The sequence below is a fragment of the Mycolicibacterium austroafricanum genome (genome assembly GCF_902705885.1).
Classification (GTDB): Bacteria; Actinomycetota; Actinomycetes; order Mycobacteriales; family Mycobacteriaceae; genus Mycobacterium; species Mycobacterium vanbaalenii_A.
On sequence record NZ_CACSIP010000012.1, the window covers coordinates 45,132 to 62,376 of the forward strand.

15 protein-coding genes and 1 pseudogene are annotated in these 17,245 nt (G+C 67.4%); 7 read left to right on the top strand and 9 right to left on the bottom strand.

What is annotated here, in order from left to right:
* Positions 1-42: 42 nt before the first annotated feature.
* From BEMPMBAN_RS08930 to BEMPMBAN_RS08955, 6 genes are read right to left on the bottom strand one after another with little or no spacing between them, the layout of a single operon-like run.
* The gene (locus BEMPMBAN_RS08930; protein WP_159230013.1) at positions 43-438 is read right to left on the bottom strand and encodes a hypothetical protein; all 396 of its coding nucleotides are present in this window, start codon (positions 436-438) and stop codon (positions 43-45) included.
* Positions 435-1,286 carry an ABC transporter permease gene (locus BEMPMBAN_RS08935; RefSeq protein ID WP_159230014.1) on the bottom strand — a complete coding sequence of 284 codons (852 nt, stop codon included), beginning with the start codon at positions 1,284-1,286 and terminating at the stop codon, positions 435-437. Before BEMPMBAN_RS08935 ends, BEMPMBAN_RS08930 begins: the two co-directional genes overlap by 4 nt.
* Positions 1,283-2,047, bottom strand: coding sequence for an ABC transporter ATP-binding protein (locus BEMPMBAN_RS08940; RefSeq protein WP_234897377.1), 765 nt, complete (start codon positions 2,045-2,047; stop codon positions 1,283-1,285). The genes BEMPMBAN_RS08935 and BEMPMBAN_RS08940 overlap by 4 nt, the downstream gene beginning before the upstream one ends.
* Positions 2,044-2,766: a GntR family transcriptional regulator gene (locus tag BEMPMBAN_RS08945; RefSeq protein ID WP_159230015.1), complete on the bottom strand. Its 723-nt coding sequence runs from the start codon at positions 2,764-2,766 to the stop codon at positions 2,044-2,046. The genes BEMPMBAN_RS08940 and BEMPMBAN_RS08945 overlap by 4 nt, the downstream gene beginning before the upstream one ends.
* On the bottom strand, positions 2,763-4,064 hold the full coding sequence (locus BEMPMBAN_RS08950) for an FAD-binding oxidoreductase (protein WP_159230016.1): 1,302 nt from the start codon (positions 4,062-4,064) through the stop codon (positions 2,763-2,765). The genes BEMPMBAN_RS08945 and BEMPMBAN_RS08950 overlap by 4 nt, the downstream gene beginning before the upstream one ends.
* On the bottom strand, positions 4,061-5,194 hold the full coding sequence (locus BEMPMBAN_RS08955) for a hypothetical protein (RefSeq protein WP_159230017.1): 1,134 nt from the start codon (positions 5,192-5,194) through the stop codon (positions 4,061-4,063). The genes BEMPMBAN_RS08950 and BEMPMBAN_RS08955 overlap by 4 nt, the downstream gene beginning before the upstream one ends.
* 289 nt (positions 5,195-5,483) lie before the next feature.
* Here BEMPMBAN_RS08955 and clpB point away from each other — a divergent pair, with 289 nt between their 5' ends.
* From clpB to BEMPMBAN_RS08980, 5 genes are all read left to right on the top strand, one after another.
* The gene (gene clpB / locus BEMPMBAN_RS08960) at positions 5,484-8,063 is read left to right on the top strand and encodes an ATP-dependent chaperone ClpB (RefSeq protein WP_159230018.1); all 2,580 of its coding nucleotides are present in this window, start codon (positions 5,484-5,486) and stop codon (positions 8,061-8,063) included.
* A gap of 152 nt (positions 8,064-8,215) precedes the next feature.
* Complete coding sequence (gene ttfA, locus BEMPMBAN_RS08965) at positions 8,216-9,073, top strand: trehalose monomycolate transport factor TtfA (RefSeq protein ID WP_159230019.1); 858 nt, start codon at positions 8,216-8,218, stop codon at positions 9,071-9,073.
* A gap of 13 nt (positions 9,074-9,086) precedes the next feature.
* Positions 9,087-9,863 carry an SDR family NAD(P)-dependent oxidoreductase gene (locus tag BEMPMBAN_RS08970; protein ID WP_159230020.1) on the top strand — a complete coding sequence of 259 codons (777 nt, stop codon included), beginning with the start codon at positions 9,087-9,089 and terminating at the stop codon, positions 9,861-9,863.
* A 33-nt stretch (positions 9,864-9,896) separates the two neighbouring features.
* Entirely contained in the window at positions 9,897-10,772 is an 876-nt protein-coding gene (locus BEMPMBAN_RS08975; protein WP_159230311.1) for a hypothetical protein, read from the top strand.
* Complete coding sequence (locus BEMPMBAN_RS08980) at positions 10,765-11,421, top strand: TrmH family RNA methyltransferase (protein WP_159230021.1); 657 nt, start codon at positions 10,765-10,767, stop codon at positions 11,419-11,421. Before BEMPMBAN_RS08975 ends, BEMPMBAN_RS08980 begins: the two co-directional genes overlap by 8 nt.
* On the opposite strand, the pseudogene BEMPMBAN_RS08985 reads toward BEMPMBAN_RS08980, so the two are convergent.
* Together BEMPMBAN_RS08985 and BEMPMBAN_RS08990 are read right to left on the bottom strand one after the other, a co-directional pair.
* A pseudogene (locus BEMPMBAN_RS08985) lies at positions 11,311-12,918 on the bottom strand (MFS transporter); the annotation flags it as partial. The gene BEMPMBAN_RS08980 and the pseudogene BEMPMBAN_RS08985 overlap by 111 nt on opposite strands.
* Positions 12,915-13,457 (bottom strand): TetR/AcrR family transcriptional regulator, encoded by a 543-nt coding sequence (locus BEMPMBAN_RS08990; protein WP_159230022.1) that lies wholly within the window; start codon positions 13,455-13,457, stop codon positions 12,915-12,917. The gene BEMPMBAN_RS08990 and the pseudogene BEMPMBAN_RS08985, both read right to left, overlap by 4 nt.
* Positions 13,458-13,530: 73 nt before the next feature.
* Here BEMPMBAN_RS08990 and BEMPMBAN_RS08995 point away from each other — a divergent pair, with 73 nt between their 5' ends.
* Both BEMPMBAN_RS08995 and nhaA read left to right on the top strand, forming a co-directional pair.
* Positions 13,531-14,673: a glycoside hydrolase family 76 protein gene (locus BEMPMBAN_RS08995; RefSeq protein ID WP_159230023.1), complete on the top strand. Its 1,143-nt coding sequence runs from the start codon at positions 13,531-13,533 to the stop codon at positions 14,671-14,673.
* Position 14,674: 1 nt separating this feature from the next.
* On the top strand, positions 14,675-16,513 hold the full coding sequence (nhaA, locus tag BEMPMBAN_RS09000) for a Na+/H+ antiporter NhaA (protein ID WP_425294956.1): 1,839 nt from the start codon (positions 14,675-14,677) through the stop codon (positions 16,511-16,513).
* Here nhaA and BEMPMBAN_RS09005 read toward each other — a convergent pair.
* Entirely contained in the window at positions 16,510-17,190 is a 681-nt protein-coding gene (locus BEMPMBAN_RS09005; protein ID WP_159230312.1) for a DedA family protein, read from the bottom strand. The genes nhaA and BEMPMBAN_RS09005 overlap by 4 nt on opposite strands.
* Positions 17,191-17,245 lie beyond the last annotated feature (55 nt).

The following is a 17,245-nucleotide window of genomic DNA, read 5'->3' on the forward strand; positions in this document are numbered from 1 at the left end:
CTGCTTAGGGTATGCGGGACCACCTCAGCTGCCGGGGCACCGTCAGGTGCGGTCAGGACTGTCGGGATCGTAGTGGACGAACTGCACGGTCAGCCCGGCGTCGTCGGCGAGCATCGCGGAGTCGGCTTTGCCCGCCGCGAGGCGATACGGCGGGCGCTGCACGTGAAGTTGTGAGGGAGGCGCCGCGGTCGCGGCATCAACATCGGCCACTTCGAAGGCGACATGGGCTAGTCCGTCACAGTGGGATTCGACGATCTCGAGCTTGAAACCGCGTTCGTCGCTCAGCATCGCGATCCGGCGAGTGGGGTCCGCGCTGAGTGCGCCGACTCGCAGCACCGCCATACCCAGCTGTTGCAGTAATGCCAAGCGGTCGTCGAAATCACCGACCTGGAGGGCGACGTGATCCAGGCGGCCGCTGCCGGGCTCTCCGGTGCTCATCGGCTCGTCCCCGTCCATGCGCCAGTCACTCGCTGACCGAGCCAGCCGATGAACCAGAACACCACGATGCCCAGCGACGACGACGCGAAGATCGCTGCGAGCAGCCCCTCGTAGTTCAGGTTTGCCCGGTAGATGTCCAACAGCCGCCCGATCCCCGGATAACCCTGGCGGAAGAAGAAATCGCTCACGATCGCACCGATGACCGAAAGACCTCCCGCGATCCGGATCCCGGTGAACATCGCAGGCAGCGCGTTGGGGAATGCGATGGTCCGCAACCGGGTCCATCGTGATGCACGATGCAGTGTGGCCAGGTCGTGCAATCCGGGGTCGGCGGATTTCAGGCCGAACAAAGTGTTGGTGATGATCGGGAACAGGCTCATCACCACGCAGACGATTACCCGGCTCTGAAAATTGAAGCCCAGCCACAGGCCGACCAGCGGAACGATCGCCACGATCGGCAGGGTCTGCACGATCACCGCGTACGGATAGATCGATTCCTCGACCCAGCGCGCCTGGCTCATCAGGATCGCAATCGTCACCCCGAGCAGAATGGCGACCGTCAGGCCGGTCAGCGCGACGGTCGCGGTCTGGGCGAGCGCCGAGAAGATCGCCGAACGTGATTCCTGATCTATCAGGCCGGTGTGTGCGACTGCCCACGGCGGCGGCAGCAGGAACCGGCGCCGCTCATCGAGGAGCAGGTAGGTGACCGCCAGCCACAGGCCGAGTCCGGCGAACAACACCAGAGATGGCAGGACGATCCGGCGCAGCCGCAGTGCCGTGGTGCTGCGCTGAGGCGCGACGGTGGTCGCCTGGGCCGCGACGCGAGCGGGCTCGGTGGTGACACTCATCGGCTCACCGCCCGCAACGCGTCGGATGCCTCGGCGCACACTTCGGCGAACCGCGCTGAATACCGCAAGTCCGCGCCCCGTGGATAGGGGAACGGGACCTGGATGTCGGCGACGATGCGGCCCGGGCGCGGCGACATCACCACCACGCGGGTACCCAGGTACACCGCTTCGGGAATCGAATGGGTCACGAACACCCCGGCGAACGGTGCGCCGAGGAACACCTCGATGAGCTCGTCGTTGAGCCGTTCCCGGCTCAGTTCGTCGAGCGCGCCAAAGGGTTCGTCGAACAGGAAGACCTCCGGGCGCAGCGTGAGCGATCTGGCGATGGATGCCCGCATCCGCATTCCGCCGGAAAGCTGTCGAGGATAGTGCTTTTCGAAACCCGAGAGGTTCACCCGGTCGATCGCCTCCTGCGCGAGCCGCCGACGTTGCACGCGCCCCACGCCGTTGAGCTCGGCGAGGTAGCCGACATTGCCCGACAGGGTCCGCCATGGCATCAGGGTCGGGTCCTGGAAGACGTAGCCCAGCTCGCCGCGTACAGCCACAGCGCCGGCCGTCGGGCGCAGTAGGCCAGAGGCGAGCTTGAGCACGGTGGACTTGCCGCATCCGGAAGCACCCACGATGCTCACCATCTGGCCTTGGGTGACGTCGAGGTCGATGTGGTCCAGCACCTCGGTGCCGTCCGGATAGCGCATGCTCACGCCCTTCAGCTGAAGCCCCCGCACCGCCCGGTCGGTCGGCGATACCGCCGGCGCGCTCACCGCAGCCCCTCGATCGGGTCGCGCCGGTACTTCAACGAGAAGTCCGCTGTGGCATTGGCGATGTGGACGCACATCAGCTGATCGGCGCCCTCCACGTCGCCGGCTTCGATGGCCTTGAGCAGATCGCCGTGTTCGCACCAGGAGGCGGGAGCACGGTTGCCGACGTCGATCGAGTACATCCACGCCACCTTCATCATCAGTCCGGCGATGATCCGCCGGGCAACCTGGTTGCCGCTGGCCTGCGCCAGCAGGTCGTGGAACTCGGAGTTGAGCGCGGGCAACTCGTCGAGCCGGCCTTGCGTCATCGCGTCCTCGGCCGCGGCCATGACTCGATGTAGCTGTGCCAGTTGGTCTTCGGTGCGTCTTTCCGCTGCAGAGCGGGCGATGAGGGTTTCCAGGTTGGCCCGGACCTCGAGAATGCCCCGGGCTTCGTCCTCGTCGATTCGGGCGACGATCACCCCGCGGCCGGGACGCGACACCAGGAACCCTTCGGCTTCGAGCACCCGCACCGCTTCGCGAACGGGATTGCGCGAGACCCCGAACTCGGCGGCGACCTCGACCTCGCCGAGGGCAGTGCCGGGGGGGCGCCAGCCCTTGATGATCTCCTCGCGGAGCCGGCTCGCGAGACGTTCGTGCAGCGGGTCCAGACGCGACCTGCGCGCCAGCTCATCCGTCATCGCGGCGGGGCCTTCCGGGGCTGTCCGGGGTGTTGCGGTCACCGACATTGTGGCACCAGCTTGCCCGGATTGAGCAGGCCGCGCGGATCGAAGGCGGCCGCGGCAGCAAGGTAGTCCTCGAGGCCGCCGTGGCTACCGACCAACCATGTGTGTGGATTGACCACGACCACGCCGATAGCACGCAGCGCCGCGATTCCGTTTTCCAGGGTCGCGTCGTCGACCCAGTTCGACAGCAACAGTCCGGAGTATCCCTTTCCGAACCGGCGGGGCGCGTTGCCGTCGAGGTGAATTCGCGAGCCGGGTAACGTAGAGCGGACTTCTTTTTCGTTCTCGACAATGGCGCTACCGCGGATCTGCACCGCGGCCAGTCCGCGATCGGACCGGAAGGCCCGAAGTGTGCTGTGGTTGTATACGCTGCTCATCATCGGACGCACGGCGGCGTCGTCGATTGCGGTCACCCGGCCACCGTCGGCGACGGTGGCCGTCCGGCCCTGCTCGGCAGTGCCGACCTCCAACATCGCCCGCAGCAGCACGGTGCCGTCATGGCCGTCGTGGGGGATGAACGTCTCCCAGATGGCCTGGTCGTCGATCGCGATCGCCCGGGGCGGCACCGGCAGATCCATCAGCTTGCGGCCCGCCCGCGTGGCGGCGGCCAGCGAGTCGAATGCGGCGAACAACACGGTGCGGTCCCGTTTGGGTGCGGTCAGCAGTCGGGCCCGGGCAATGACGCCGGTGGTCCCGTAGGCGTGCAGGTGTCCGTTCATCGATGACCCCGAGACAACCACGGGCGCCGGATCTTCTACGCAGCCGACGACCGTGAGCTCGCGAACCCAGCCGTCCCAGATGGAGCCGAACTCGATCGACCCGATGCCCTGGTTCCCACCGGACAGGAAGCCCCCGACAGTGCTCGTCACGGTGCTGGGCATCACCGCGACCTCTCTGCCGTGTTCTGCGAGCGCGTTCTCGAGGTCGGCGAACGTGACCCCGGCCTCGACGACCACGTCGTGCTTACCGATGTCGTGGATGCCGCTGAGTTTGGTTGTGTCGAGGACGATTCCGGGCACCATCGGCACCGACTGGCCGTAGTTGCTGGTCCCCGCCCCGCGCGGTGTCACCGCAAGGCCGCGCTGATAGGCGAATCCGAGAACCGCGACCAACTCTGCGACCGAGGCGGGACGGACCCCGGCGGCCGCGGTCACCGGGCGCAGATCGCGGGTCAGGATCGGTGAGAGCCAGGAGAAGTCCCGTGACAACCGGTGCAGTACGTCGGGCCGGGTCTCGACCCCGTTCTCGCCGACGAGCTGGGTGAGTTCGCCGGCCAGGTCAGCGGAGACCGTCACAGCCCGATCTCCGGGTCGATGAACTCGTTGCTGTAGATGACCCCCGGGTCGGCGACCGGGGAGAAGTCCGAATTCGACTCTGCCAGAATGGGTGTCACCAGGGCTGCGAACTCGGAGATGCGGACCGGATCAAAATCGCCGACCGTGGCGTTGCTGCCGTTGCCGACGACGCCGCGTTCCCGCATGGTCTCGGTCGCGAACTCGTTTGCATCCAGGGTCAGGGTCCACGAGCTGGCCAGTTCCTCGACGATGGATACCAGACGTGCGTTCATCGGGCCCGGGTCTGTCATGTAGTCGACCTGGGCCTGCTGTAGCAGCGGCACCAGCCCAGCCAGGCAATCGCGTTGTTGCTCAATTGTTTCCGGGGTGGCGCCCAGGGCGTTCTCATATGGGTTGTAACCGGCCTCCGCGAGCAGCAATGAGTCCACGGGCTGACCCCACTCCGGGAAGTCGTGCTGATAGGTGTAGGGCTCGCTGGTGACGTAGCCCTGTTGCACCACCTGACCGTCGCTGGCGACCAGCCGTGACGGGGAGCCGTCGTAGCTGTCGTCTATCTGGGTGGCCGCCAACTGGCCCTCGCCCACGAAGTAGGTCACCCACGGGTCGTCTGATCCGTAGACCAAGACGGGCAACCCGGATGACCCGATGTCGGCCATCGAGTCGAACTCGTGCTTGTCGGGATCCCACAACAGAACCTGAGGGCTCTGCTCGAGGGGGGCGAACACCGAGACCGTGGGGAATTCACCATGGAGGTTGAGCGCCTCGTCGGTGTTCACCTCGCCGAGCAGTATGCCGGGGTCCTGATAGAGCATCGACACCGCCGACTGGTCCCCGACATACGGCCCACCGACCCGCACCTCGAGGTTCACGCCGGTGGAGCCCAGCGGGCCGACATATGCGCCCTTGTCGACGTCGACCACGCCCTCGGTGCCGATGAGCTGATAGAGGTAGCCGCGCTCGGGCTGCGGGAACCAACCGGTCTGGATCACCACGGTCTCGGGGCAAACGCCGGACAGATCTGTGGTGTAGGCCGACGCGGCGCGCTCATCGGAGGTGGCCTGCGGGGCCGGATCGGACGAACAGGCGGCCAGGGAGGCAACCGCACTACAGGCGACGACCGCGGATGTCATGCGGGCAATCTTGTATACATGCATGCCTGCAATGCTGTGGGCAGGTCATTTCGACCGTGTGACATGGCCGTGAACATCGGTATACGCCTGGCGGCGCCGGTCCGACCCACTGGGAGCAGTCGCGCGAGTACTGATCGCCCCCCGGGGCCGAGGGTAATAAGGCCCTAGTTCCTGCGAACCAAAAAAGTTAAAGTTGAGCGGAACAGACTCAACCTTGACGACGTTGGTCAAGGGGACAAGCATTCGAAGGGCCGTTCTGCGGCCCACTGCACATGGAAGGGGAGGTGTCGTGGATTCGTTCAATCCGACGACCAAGACCCAGGCAGCGCTGACCTCGGCACTGCAGGCTGCCACAGCGGCGGGGAACCCGCAGATTGCGCCCGCGCACCTGCTGATGGCTTTGCTCACGCAGAACGACGGCATCGCCGCGCCGCTGCTCGAGGCCGTCGGCGTGGAACCCGCGACCGTTCGCTCCGAGACTCAGCGGCTGCTCGACCGGCTGCCCAGCGCGACCGGCTCGGCGTCGCAGCCGCAGCTGGCGCCTCAGTCGCTGGCGGCGATCACCGCCGCGCAGCACCTCGCCACCGAGATGGACGACGAGTACGTCTCCACCGAGCATCTGCTCGTCGGCCTGGCTGGATACTCGGGTCGCTCCGCGGGCTCCGCTCCTGAAGGCGACAGTGACACCGCCAAGCTGCTGACCGGCCATGGCGCGTCGCCCCAGGCGTTGCGCGAGGCGTTCACCAAGGTGCGCGGCAGCGCCCGCGTCACCAGCCCGGATCCCGAGGGCACCTATCAGGCTCTGGAGAAGTACTCCACCGATCTGACCGCACGCGCCAAGGAAGGCAAGCTGGACCCGGTCATCGGGCGCGACAACGAGATCCGTCGTGTCGTGCAGGTGCTGAGCCGTCGCACCAAGAACAACCCGGTGCTCATCGGTGAACCCGGTGTGGGCAAGACCGCGATCGTCGAGGGCCTGGCGCAGCGCATCATCGCCGGCGACGTGCCCGAGAGCCTGCGGGACAAGACCGTCGTCTCGCTCGACATGGGTTCGATGGTGGCCGGTGCCAAGTACCGCGGCGAGTTCGAGGAACGGCTCAAGGCCGTCCTCGACGACATCAAGAACTCCGCGGGCCAGATCATCACGTTCATCGACGAGTTGCACACCATCGTCGGCGCCGGTGCCACCGGCGAGGGAGCCATGGACGCGGGCAACATGATCAAGCCCATGCTGGCCCGCGGTGAGCTGCGGCTGGTGGGTGCCACCACGCTCGACGAGTACCGCAAGTACATCGAGAAGGACGCCGCGCTGGAGCGTCGTTTCCAGCAGGTGCTGGTGGGGGAGCCGTCGGTCGACGACACCGTCGGCATCCTGCGCGGCCTCAAAGACCGCTACGAGGTGCACCACGGCGTCCGGATCACCGACTCGGCGCTGGTGGCCGCGGCCGCCCTCTCCGACCGGTACATCACCGCACGGTTCCTCCCGGACAAGGCCATCGACCTGGTCGACGAGGCCGCCTCGCGGCTGCGGATGGAGATCGACTCCCGCCCCGTCGAGATCGACGAGGTCGAACGCCTGGTCCGTCGCCTGGAGATCGAAGAGATGGCGCTGGCCAAGGAAACAGACGCAGCGTCTGTCGAACGGCTGGAGAAGCTGCGCGCCGAGCTGGCCGATCACAAAGAGAAACTGGCCGAACTCACCACCCGGTGGCAGAACGAGAAAGGCGCCATCGACATCGTCCGCGACCTCAAGGAGCAGCTGGACACGCTGCGCGGTGAGGCCGACCGGGCCGAGCGTGATGGTGACCTGGCCAAGGCCGCCGAGCTGCGCTACGGGCGCATCCCGGAGGTCGAGAAGAAGCTCGACGCGGCCTCGCCGGTCGCCGAGGCCCGTGAGAATGTGATGCTCAAGGAAGAGGTCGGACCCGACGACATCGCCGACGTGGTGTCGGCGTGGACCGGAATCCCCGCAGGTCGGATGCTCGAAGGCGAGACCGCGAAGCTGCTGCGGATGGAAGACGAGCTGGGTAAGCGCGTCGTCGGCCAGAACAAGGCCGTGCAGGCTGTTTCTGATGCGGTTCGCAGGAGCCGTGCCGGCGTGGCCGACCCGAACCGTCCGACGGGGTCGTTCATGTTCCTCGGACCGACCGGCGTCGGTAAGACCGAGCTGGCCAAGGCGCTGGCGGAGTTCCTGTTCGACGACGAGCGGGCGATGGTCCGCATCGACATGAGTGAGTACGGCGAGAAGCACTCGGTGGCTCGGCTGGTCGGCGCCCCTCCCGGCTACGTGGGCTACGACCAGGGCGGCCAGCTGACCGAGGCGGTGCGCCGGCGTCCGTACACGGTGATCCTGTTCGACGAGATCGAGAAGGCGCACCCGGACGTGTTCGACGTGCTGCTGCAGGTCCTCGACGAGGGCAGGCTCACCGACGGGCAGGGCCGCACGGTCGACTTCCGCAACACCATCCTGATCCTGACCTCCAACCTCGGGGCCGGCGGCACCGAAGAGCAGGTCAGAGCGGCGGTGCGGGCGGCGTTCAAGCCGGAGTTCATCAACCGTCTCGACGACGTGATCGTCTTCGACGCCCTCGACCCCGAGGAACTGGTGTCCATCGTCGACATCCAGCTCGCCCAGCTGGCCAAGCGGCTGGCTCAGCGCCGCCTCGCCCTCGAGGTGTCGCTGCCGGCGAAGAAGTGGCTGGCCGACCGGGGCTTCGACCCGCTTTACGGTGCGCGGCCGCTGCGGCGGTTGCTGCAGCAGGCCATCGGCGACCAGCTGGCCAAGTTGCTGCTGGCCGGCGAGGTGCACGACGGTGACGTGGTGCCCGTCAACGTCAGCGAGGATGGCGATTCGCTGGTCCTGGGCTGACGTCCAACCCTCCGCCGGAACGGTATTCCAGCAGGCGTCCACTCGGATTTGACCTACTGGAATACCGTTCCGCGGGGGTGTCAGGCCGGCGATTGCGATTGTGATCCGTTCGAGTTCGGGATTCATCGCCCAGAGCGGATACTCTGGAGCCAATGGTTCCGCTCTGGTTCACGCTGTCTGCACTCTGCTTCGTGGGTGCGGCCGTGTTGTTGTACGTCGACCTCGACAGACGTCGGGGTCTCGGCCGACGCCGCAAGTCGTGGGCCAAGTCGCACGGATTCGACTACGAGAACGAGTCCACCGACATCCTCAAGCGCTGGAAGCGCGGCGTGATGTCCACCGTCGGCGATGTCAGCGCCCGCAACGTGGTTCTCGGCCAGATCCGCGGCGAGGCGGTGTTCATCTTCGATCTCGAAGACGTCGCCACCGTGATCGCGCTGCACCGCAAGGTGGGCACCAACGTGGTCGTCGACATGCGACTCAAAGGCATCAAGGAGCCACGCGAGAGCGACATCTGGCTGCTCGGCGCCATCGGCCCGCGGATGGTGTACTCCACCAACCTCGACGCCGCCCGGCGGGCCTGCGACCGCAGGATGGTGACGTTCGCGCACACCGCACCGGATTGCGCCGAAATCATGTGGAACGAACAGAACTGGACGCTGGTCAGCATGCCGATCACCAGCACCCGTGCCCAATGGGACGAGGGGCTGCGCACGGTGCGCCAGTTCAACGACCTACTGCGGGTGCTGCCGCCGCTTCCGTCGGCGTCTGCGGGCCAGCCGATCGCCCGTCGCAGCGGCTCGCCGAGCCGCCCGCTCTCGCCGGCCCCTTCGGGACGTCCCGAGTTGGCGCCCGGGATGAAAGACCATCCCGGCCGCGCGGACGCCGGTCGTTTCGCCACCCGGCCCGAGCCCGGCAGGTCCGAAGCCGGCGCGGCCCGGCCTGAGCCGATCCGTCGCACCCCGCCGCCGGCCCGCAACGGTCGGCAGTCGCCGAACTATCAGCGGTAAGTATCCTCTGGGGATGCCTCGCCCCGTCGCTCTGATCACCGGGCCGACGTCCGGTCTGGGTGGAGGGTTCGCCCGCCGCTATGCCGTGGACGGCTACGACCTGGTGTTGGTGGCCCGCGACGTCGACCGGCTCGAACGGCTCGCCGCGGAGCTGCACGACGAGGCGGGGGCCCGGGTGGAGGTGCTTCCCGCCGACCTGTCCGTAGCCGCCGACCGGGAACGGGTCGCCGAGCGACTGCGCGCCGGTGTCCGCGTGCTGGTGAACAACGCGGGGTTCGGCACCGCCGGCGAGTTCTGGTCTGCTGACCTCGAGGTGCTGCAGCGTCAGCTCGACGTCAACGTCACCGCTGTCATGCAACTCACCCATGCTGCGCTGCCGGCGATGTTGGCCGCGGGCGAGGGCACCGTGCTCAACGTGGCCAGCGTGGCCGGACTGTTGCCCGGGCGCGGCTCCACCTACTCGGCATCCAAGGCGTGGGTGGTGTCGTTCTCCGAGGGACTGGCCAACGGTCTGTCCGGAACCGGTGTCGGGGTGCACGCACTGTGCCCGGGGTTCGTCCACACCGAGTTCCATGCGCGGGCCGACATCGACATGGCCGGCACTCCGTCGTTCCTGTGGCTGGAGGTCGACGAGGTGGTCCGGGAGACGATGGCCGACCTCGCCAAGGGCAAGATCGTGATCATCCCCGGCCTGCAATACAAGGCGCTCACCACCGGTGGCCGGATGATCCCTCGAAACGTGGTGCGCGCCTTGACGAAAGTGGTGGGCAAGGGCCGTGACCGTACCTGAGACCACGTGCGGGTAATCGCGATCCTGGTGGCGATGGTTCTCGCCGCTACGTCCTGCTCGGGATCAGCCGACCGGACCGACGTGTACTCCGCCGCCACGGCTTCGATGGGTGAATCACTGGCGATCCTCGGCTGGAACATGTCGGTGGCCAACCTGAGATTCGACGCCGACTACGTGCTGGTCGACGTGGACGCGTCGCCGTCGCAGGAAGACGGCCCTCATGCCGATCCCGGCGACATCAGGTTCGGGCTCTACGGGGCACTGGTGCACCCGATCGAGGCCCCCGGCATCGGCGGCTGTGAAGACGTGACAAGCCTTGACATCCAACCGTTGTCGGCGCCGGCACCGGACCGGTTGACCGGCACGGTGTGCATGGGACCGTTGCGTGACCAGACCCAGGTGCGTGGGGTCTACGCGTACTCACCGCGCGACCGCATCGCCGGTACCACGGCGTCCTATCCCGCGGCTTTCCCGGTCGGAGTGATGCCCACCAACGAGAACGACACCGGGCTGACCATCAGGACGACCAGCCTGGACGCGTTCCGCGCCGACGGGGCGAAACTCGATCCCACGGCTCTCGGTGACCCGACGTCGTTCACCGGCAACGGCTACATGCTGTTGGGACTCGAGATCAGCGGTCTGGCAGCACGATACCGCGACGATTCGGCGCAGCGCGGCGGCCCGATGATGGTGCTGGCCGCCCCGACGCTTCCGGGCCGAGGGCTCAGTCACGCGTGCAGCGTGTACGGTTCCTCGGTGCTCGTGCTGCCCGAGGCGTCACGGGAGGCGGTGCAGGTCCGCGCCTCATTGTGCACCCAGGGCGAGATCAATGCCGCGCTGCTCTACCCGACGGTGTCGTTGACGGGGACACACGCGGCGCTGTGGATCGTCGAGCCGACCGATGACTGACGCCGCCGACGACGCCGCCGGACCCACCGAGTGGGGTGAGGGCCGCGGCGTGGGGCCGTGGCAGGGCCCGCTGCCCGACGACGCCAGGTACGACGTGGAACTGCTGCGCTCCGGGGACACCCGCAATGTGGTGGACCCCTACCGGTACTGGACTCGCGAAGCCATCATCGCGGACATCGATGAGCGGCGGCACCCGCTGCACGTGGCCATCGAGAACTTCGGCAACGACGCCAACATCGGCGCGGTGGTACGCACCGCGAACGCGTTCGCCGTCGACACCGTGCACATCGTCGGCCGACGGCGCTGGAACCGGCGAGGCGCCATGGTCACCGACCGCTATCAGCGGTTGCGCCACCACGACACGACCGCCGAGCTACTGGCCTTCGCGTCGCAGGCCGGGCTCACCGTGGTGGCGGTCGACAACGTCCCCGGGGCCTCACGCCTCGAGGATGTCACCCTGCCGCGGGACTGCCTGCTGATCTTCGGGCAGGAGGGACCGGGCATCACCGCCGATGCAGTGGCCGGCGCCGGCGCAGTGGTGTCGATCGCCCAGTTCGGTTCCACCCGCAGCATCAACGCCGCTGTCGCCGCGGGTATCGCCATGCACGCCTGGATCCGGGAGCACGCTGATCTCGAGCGGGCCTGGTGAGGAGGCGCGGGGCCGCAGCAGCAGCCACACGGCGACCGCCGCGGTGAGCAGCAGGGCCGCCCCGACGCCGGAGGCGATCGCCAGGCCGTCGGTGAACGCGGTCTTGGCCGCGGCGAGCAGGCCGNCCGCCTGATCTGCGGGCAGTTCGTCTGCGGCGCGCAGGGCGCTGGGCAGTGAGTCCCGGGCGGTGGCGGCGACGTCGGCCGGGACGCCGGGTGCGATCACGACGGTGCGGTAGACGGCGGTGACGATCGACCCCAGCGTCGCGATCCCCAGCGCCATGCCGAGTTCGTAGGCGGTCTCGGAGACCGCCGCCGCCGAGCCGGCACGTTCCTTCGGCACGCTGGCCAGGATGACGTCACTGGCTACGGTGAAGGCCAGGCCGAGCCCGACGCCGACGACGAACAGCGAGATGCCGAGCGGCAGGTACGGCGTGACCGGCGTGAACAGTTGCAGCGACGCCATCAGCGCGGCCATCGCGACACCGACGAGCGCCAGCCCGGTGGTGAGTACCAGGCGCGGTGAGACGTACCGGACCGCCACCCCCGCGAGCACCCCGAACACGGTCGCGGTCACCGCGGCGGGCAGTTCGGCCAGGCCCGCCTTCAGCGGCCCGTAGCCGTGAACCAGCTGGAAGTACTGCGACAGGAAGAACACCAACCCGGACAGGCCGAGCACCGAGAGCAGGTTGGCGGACACCACGCCGGAGAACACCGGGTTGCGAAACAGTCGGACGTCGATCAGCGGCACCGGAAGACGCAACTGGCGCCGGACGAACAACGTCAGCGCAACGGCGCCGACGACGCCGGCCAGAACAGCGTCGATCCGCAGGCCGTGCGAGATGGCGGCGAACCCCTCCTTGATGCCGTAGACGACACCGAGCATGCCGACCATGGACAGCGCCACGCTGGGGATGTCCCACGGGCCCGGTTCGGGGTTGCGGTGTTCGGGCAGCAACACGACGCCGCCGACGACGAGCACCAGCATCACCGGGATGTTGATCAGGAAGACCGATCCCCACCAGAAGTGTTCGAGCAGTACCCCGCCGACCACCGGGCCCAGCGCGGCCCCTGCAGAGAAGGCCGATGCCCACACGCCGACGGCGATGCTGCGCTCCCGCTGGTCGGGGAACAGCCCGCGGATCAGGGCGAGGGTGGCAGGTGCCAGGGTGGCGCCTGCCATACCCAGCAGCGCCCGCATCAGGATCAGCATCTCCGGGGTCGACGAATACGCCGTGGCCACCGAGACGATCGCGAATGCTGTTGCGCCGCAGAGCAGCAGCCGCTTGTGTCCGATGCGGTCCCCGAGGCTGCCCATGGTGATCAGCAATGCGGCCAGTACGAACGAGTAGAGGTCGCCGATCCACAGGATCTGGGTGCCGGTGGCACCGAGGTCGGCGCTGATGAATGGTGTCGCCAACGCGAGGACCGTGCCGTCGACACCGATGAGCAGCACCGCCATGGTGAGGATGCCGAGCGCGAACCAGCGGCGGTTCATGAGGTCTGTACTCCGTGCAGTAGTAGGTCGGTGATGAGTCGGTCGAAGTCACGGTCGGCGACGCGTCCCGCGCGCACCGCCCACGCTGTGCCCTCGACCAAGCTGTAGAACGCCTCGGTGAGCCATGCCGCCGTGAGGTCTGGGCGGAAGTCTCCGTCGCGCTGTCCGCGCTGGAACAACAACGTGATCTCGCTGTCGATCTCCTGCCAGACGTCCAGCGTGTGGTCCAGGTCGAGTTCCTGGCTCTGGCTGTAGAGCAGGGCCAGGTAGGGCGACACCGGCCGGCACGCCGTGACCAGTCGGCGTAGCGCCTCTGGCGCCGGATCCTCGTGGAGGCGGGCAGTGCGCAGCACGTCGCCCATCTCGGCGATCGCGAGGCGTTCGAGCGCCTCCATCAAGGCGGCCTTGCCGGCGAAGTGCCGGTGCAGTGTCGCCCGGCTGACGCCGACGGCGGTGGCGATCTCGTCTTGAGTGGCGTTCGGGCGACGGCCGAGGAAGTCGGCCGCGGCGCGCAGCAACTCCTCACGCGTCGATGGCATGAAACAACTATAGCTCAGATGAGACAAAACTGTCTCATTCCGAAATGGCCGCAGTTGAGGCAGGATCAACACCATGGATCAGTTGTGGGCCAACCGCGCCGCCAGTGCGGAAGCGGCCGTCGCGAAGCGGCACCTCAAGAAGTTGTGGGGGCTGCCGGGCACCCAACTCGGAGTCGTGGCCTGGCCTGCCGCCGGGCAACACCGGCGTTTCGGCACCTGGCACTACTGGTGGCAGGCCCACCTGTTGGACAACCTCGTCGATGCCCAGGTGCGCGATCCCGACCCCGAACGGCTGAAGTCGATCACCCGGCAGATTCGCGGTCATCGACTGCGCAACCTCGGTTCCTGGGTCAACGACTACTACGACGACATGGCCTGGCTGGCGCTGGCACTCGAGCGGGCGGGCCGCGTGACCGGAGTGGGCCGGCCCAGGGCCCTCGACAAGCTCGCCGATCAGTTCCTCGGCGCCTGGGTGCCCGAGGATGGTGGCGGGATCCCGTGGCGCAAGCAGGATCAGTTCTTCAACGCCCCCGCCAACGGCCCGGCCGGGATCTTCCTCGCCCGCTACGAGGGCCGGTTGCGGCGCGCGCAGCAGATGGCCGACTGGATCAACGAGACCCTGATCGACCCGCAGACCCACCTGGTCTTCGACGGCATCAAAGCCGGCTCGCTGGTCCGCGCGCAGTACACGTACTGCCAGGGGGTGGTCCTCGGACTGGAAACAGAACTCGCCGTGCGCACCGAGGACGCCCGGCGCGCGGTACGGGTGCACCGGTTGGTGGCCGCGGTCGCCGAGCACATGGCACCCGACGGGGTGATCAAAGGCGCCGGCGGAGGCGACGGCGGATTGTTCAACGGGATCCTGGCACGCTATCTGGCGCTGGTGGGCACCTCGCTTCCTCGGCATACCGACGAGGACGAGAAAGCCTGTAAGACAGCGCGTTCAGTGGTTCTCGCGTCGGCGCGGGCCGCGTGGGAAAATCGCCAGACGGTCGAGGGCCTGCCGCTGTTCGGCGCGTTCTGGGACCGGGCCGCCGACATCCCGACGGCAGGCACCAAGGACGCGGAGTTCGCGCAAGATGTTGATGGCGCCGTCAACTCGTCGGCGATCCCGGAACGTGATCTGTCCGTGCAGCTCGCCGGGTGGATGTTGATGGAGGCCGCCCACGGACTCGATGCGCAGGAGGCGGAACCGGAGATCCACGTCGGTGAGTGAACTGCCGGCCCAGCGGGGGTTCCCGCTGCTGCCTGCACGGCTCAACCGCGGCAGCAAGGCCACCAAGACCACGGACAACACCGCGGCGGCGTTGCTGCTCGCGTTCACCGTCTTCGCCATTCTGTGGGCGAATTCACCGTGGGCGCAGAGCTATTCGGACTTTCTCGACACACACCTGGGTGTCACCGTCGGGGTCCACCATTTCGAGATGACGGTCAAACACCTCGTCAACGACGGGCTGATGACTTTCTTCTTCTTCATCGTCGGCTTGGAGGTGACCCGAGAATTCAGCATCGGCGAGCTGACCGACCGGTCCAGGGCCGCGGTTCCGGTGGTCGCTGCGGCCGCGGGCCTGATGATCCCGGCAGCGGTGTTCCTGCTGTTCAATCCCACCGGGGAGGACGCCCACGCATGGGGCGTGGTGATCTCCACCGACACCGCCTTCCTGGTCGGCGCATTGGCCATCATCAAACCCAAGTTCCCTGCCCGGGTGCGCATCTTCTTGCTCACCCTCGCCGTGGTGGACGACGTCGGAGCCCTGGTCGCGATCGCGCTGTTCTACTCCGACAGCATCCAGGTCGGTCCTCTGATCGTGGCGGTGACGCTGCTCATCGCGCTGGCGCTGGTGCGCTTCCTGCCGCCGGGCATGCGCGGGCCCGCATACGCGGTGTGTGGGGTCGCGTTGTGGATTGCCCTGTACCTGGCGGGAATCCACCCGACACTGGCCGGCGTTGCGGTGGCGCTGCTGATTCCGGTGTTCACCCCGGAACGTGGGCCTGTGGAGCGGGCCGTACATCAGATCCGGGCCTTCCGGCAGTCTCCGAACTCCCAATATGCCCGCGCGGCCAGCCGGTCTCTGCGGGACTCGATCTCGATCAACGAGCGACTGCAGACGACGGTGGGGCCCACGGTCTCGTTTGTGGTTCTGCCACTGTTCGCGTTGGTCAACGCCGGGGTGCGACTGGACGAAGAGAGCCTGTCGACGGCGCTGCAGTCACCGTTGACGTGGGGGATCGTCGCCGGTCTGGTGATCGGGAAGTTCGTCGGCATCACCGGAGCCACCTGGTTCATGAGACGCACCCGGTTGGGTGAGCTCGCGCCCGGGCTCACACTGCGCCGCGTCGCGGGCGGCGCGGCCCTGTCCGGGATCGGCTTCACCATCTCGCTGTTCATCGTCGACATCGCGATCTTCGAACCCGACCGCCAGGATCAGGCGCGCATCGGCGTGCTGGCGGCCTCGATGATCGCGTTCGCGCTGGGATGGACGATCTTCCGGGTCACCGACTGGTTGAGCCCGCCCGAACCGGTGGGGCTCAAGCTGCTCCGGCCGGTCGATCCGGAGCGCGATCACATCCGCGGCAGCGACGACGCGCCGCTGACCCTGGTCGAATACGGCGATTTCGAATGCCCGTTCTGCAGCCGGGCCACCGGAGCCATCGACGAGGTGCGCGCGCATTTCGGTGACGAGTTGCGCTACGTGTGGCGGCACTTTCCGCTCGAGCGGGCTCACCCTCGCGCCTTCGACGCGGCGCGGGCCAGCGAAGCGGCCGCCCTTCAGGGCCGGTTCTGGGAGATGGCGTGCGAACTGTTCGAGCATCAGGACGACCTGGAGTGGGCCGACATGTACCGGTACGCGGTGACCGCGGGGTGCGATATCGAGCAGTTCGATCAGGATGTGCGGGTGCACTCGTCGAAGGTGCTGCACCGGGTGACCGACGACGCCGAGGACGCCGAGGAGATGGATCTCAACGCCACCCCGACAGTCTTCGTGAACGGCAAGCGGCACATCGGGCCGTGGGACGCTGCCAGCCTGATCCGTGCGCTGGAGCAGGGGCGCTAAGTCGTCTCACCCGATTCCATGGGCGGTGTCGGGATACCCGCCTCCTTGGCGGCCTTGCGCCTGCGGTACCACTCGATGAGCATCGGCGTCACCGAGAGGATCACGATCCCGATGACGATGGGTTCGAGGAGGTTCTGGATCACTTCGAATCGGCCGAGCCAGTACCCAAGCACCGTCAGACCCACACCCCACACCACGGCGCCGACGGCGTTGTAGAGCGTGAACACCCCGTAGTTCATCTTCGCGGCGCCGGCGGTGATCGGCGCCAGCGTGCGCACGATGGGCACGAACCGGGCGATGACGATGGCGAACGGACCCCGCTGCTCGAAGAACAGGTGTGCCTCGTCGAGATACTTCTGCTTGAGGAACCGGGCGTTGGGCTTGAACATCGCAGTGCCGATGTTGCGGCCGATCCAGTAACCCACCTGGCCGCCGAGGACCGCGGCGATCGGAATGAACACCACCAGTTGCCAGAGCTGGAAGTTGGCGTCCACGGTGCCGTCCTGGGCGGCGGCGGCGGTACCGGCGGCGAGCATCCCCGCGACGAACAGCAGCGAATCGCCGGGAAGCACCGGGAACAACACCCCGGACTCGACGAACACGACGACGAGCAGGCCGATCAGCGCCCAGGTCCCGAAGTAGCTGAGGAGGTTGATCGGGTCCAGGAAATCGGGCATCAGCGCGAGAGTGTCGACGACCACGGGTTCCAAGGGTACCGGCGGGCGGTCTGGG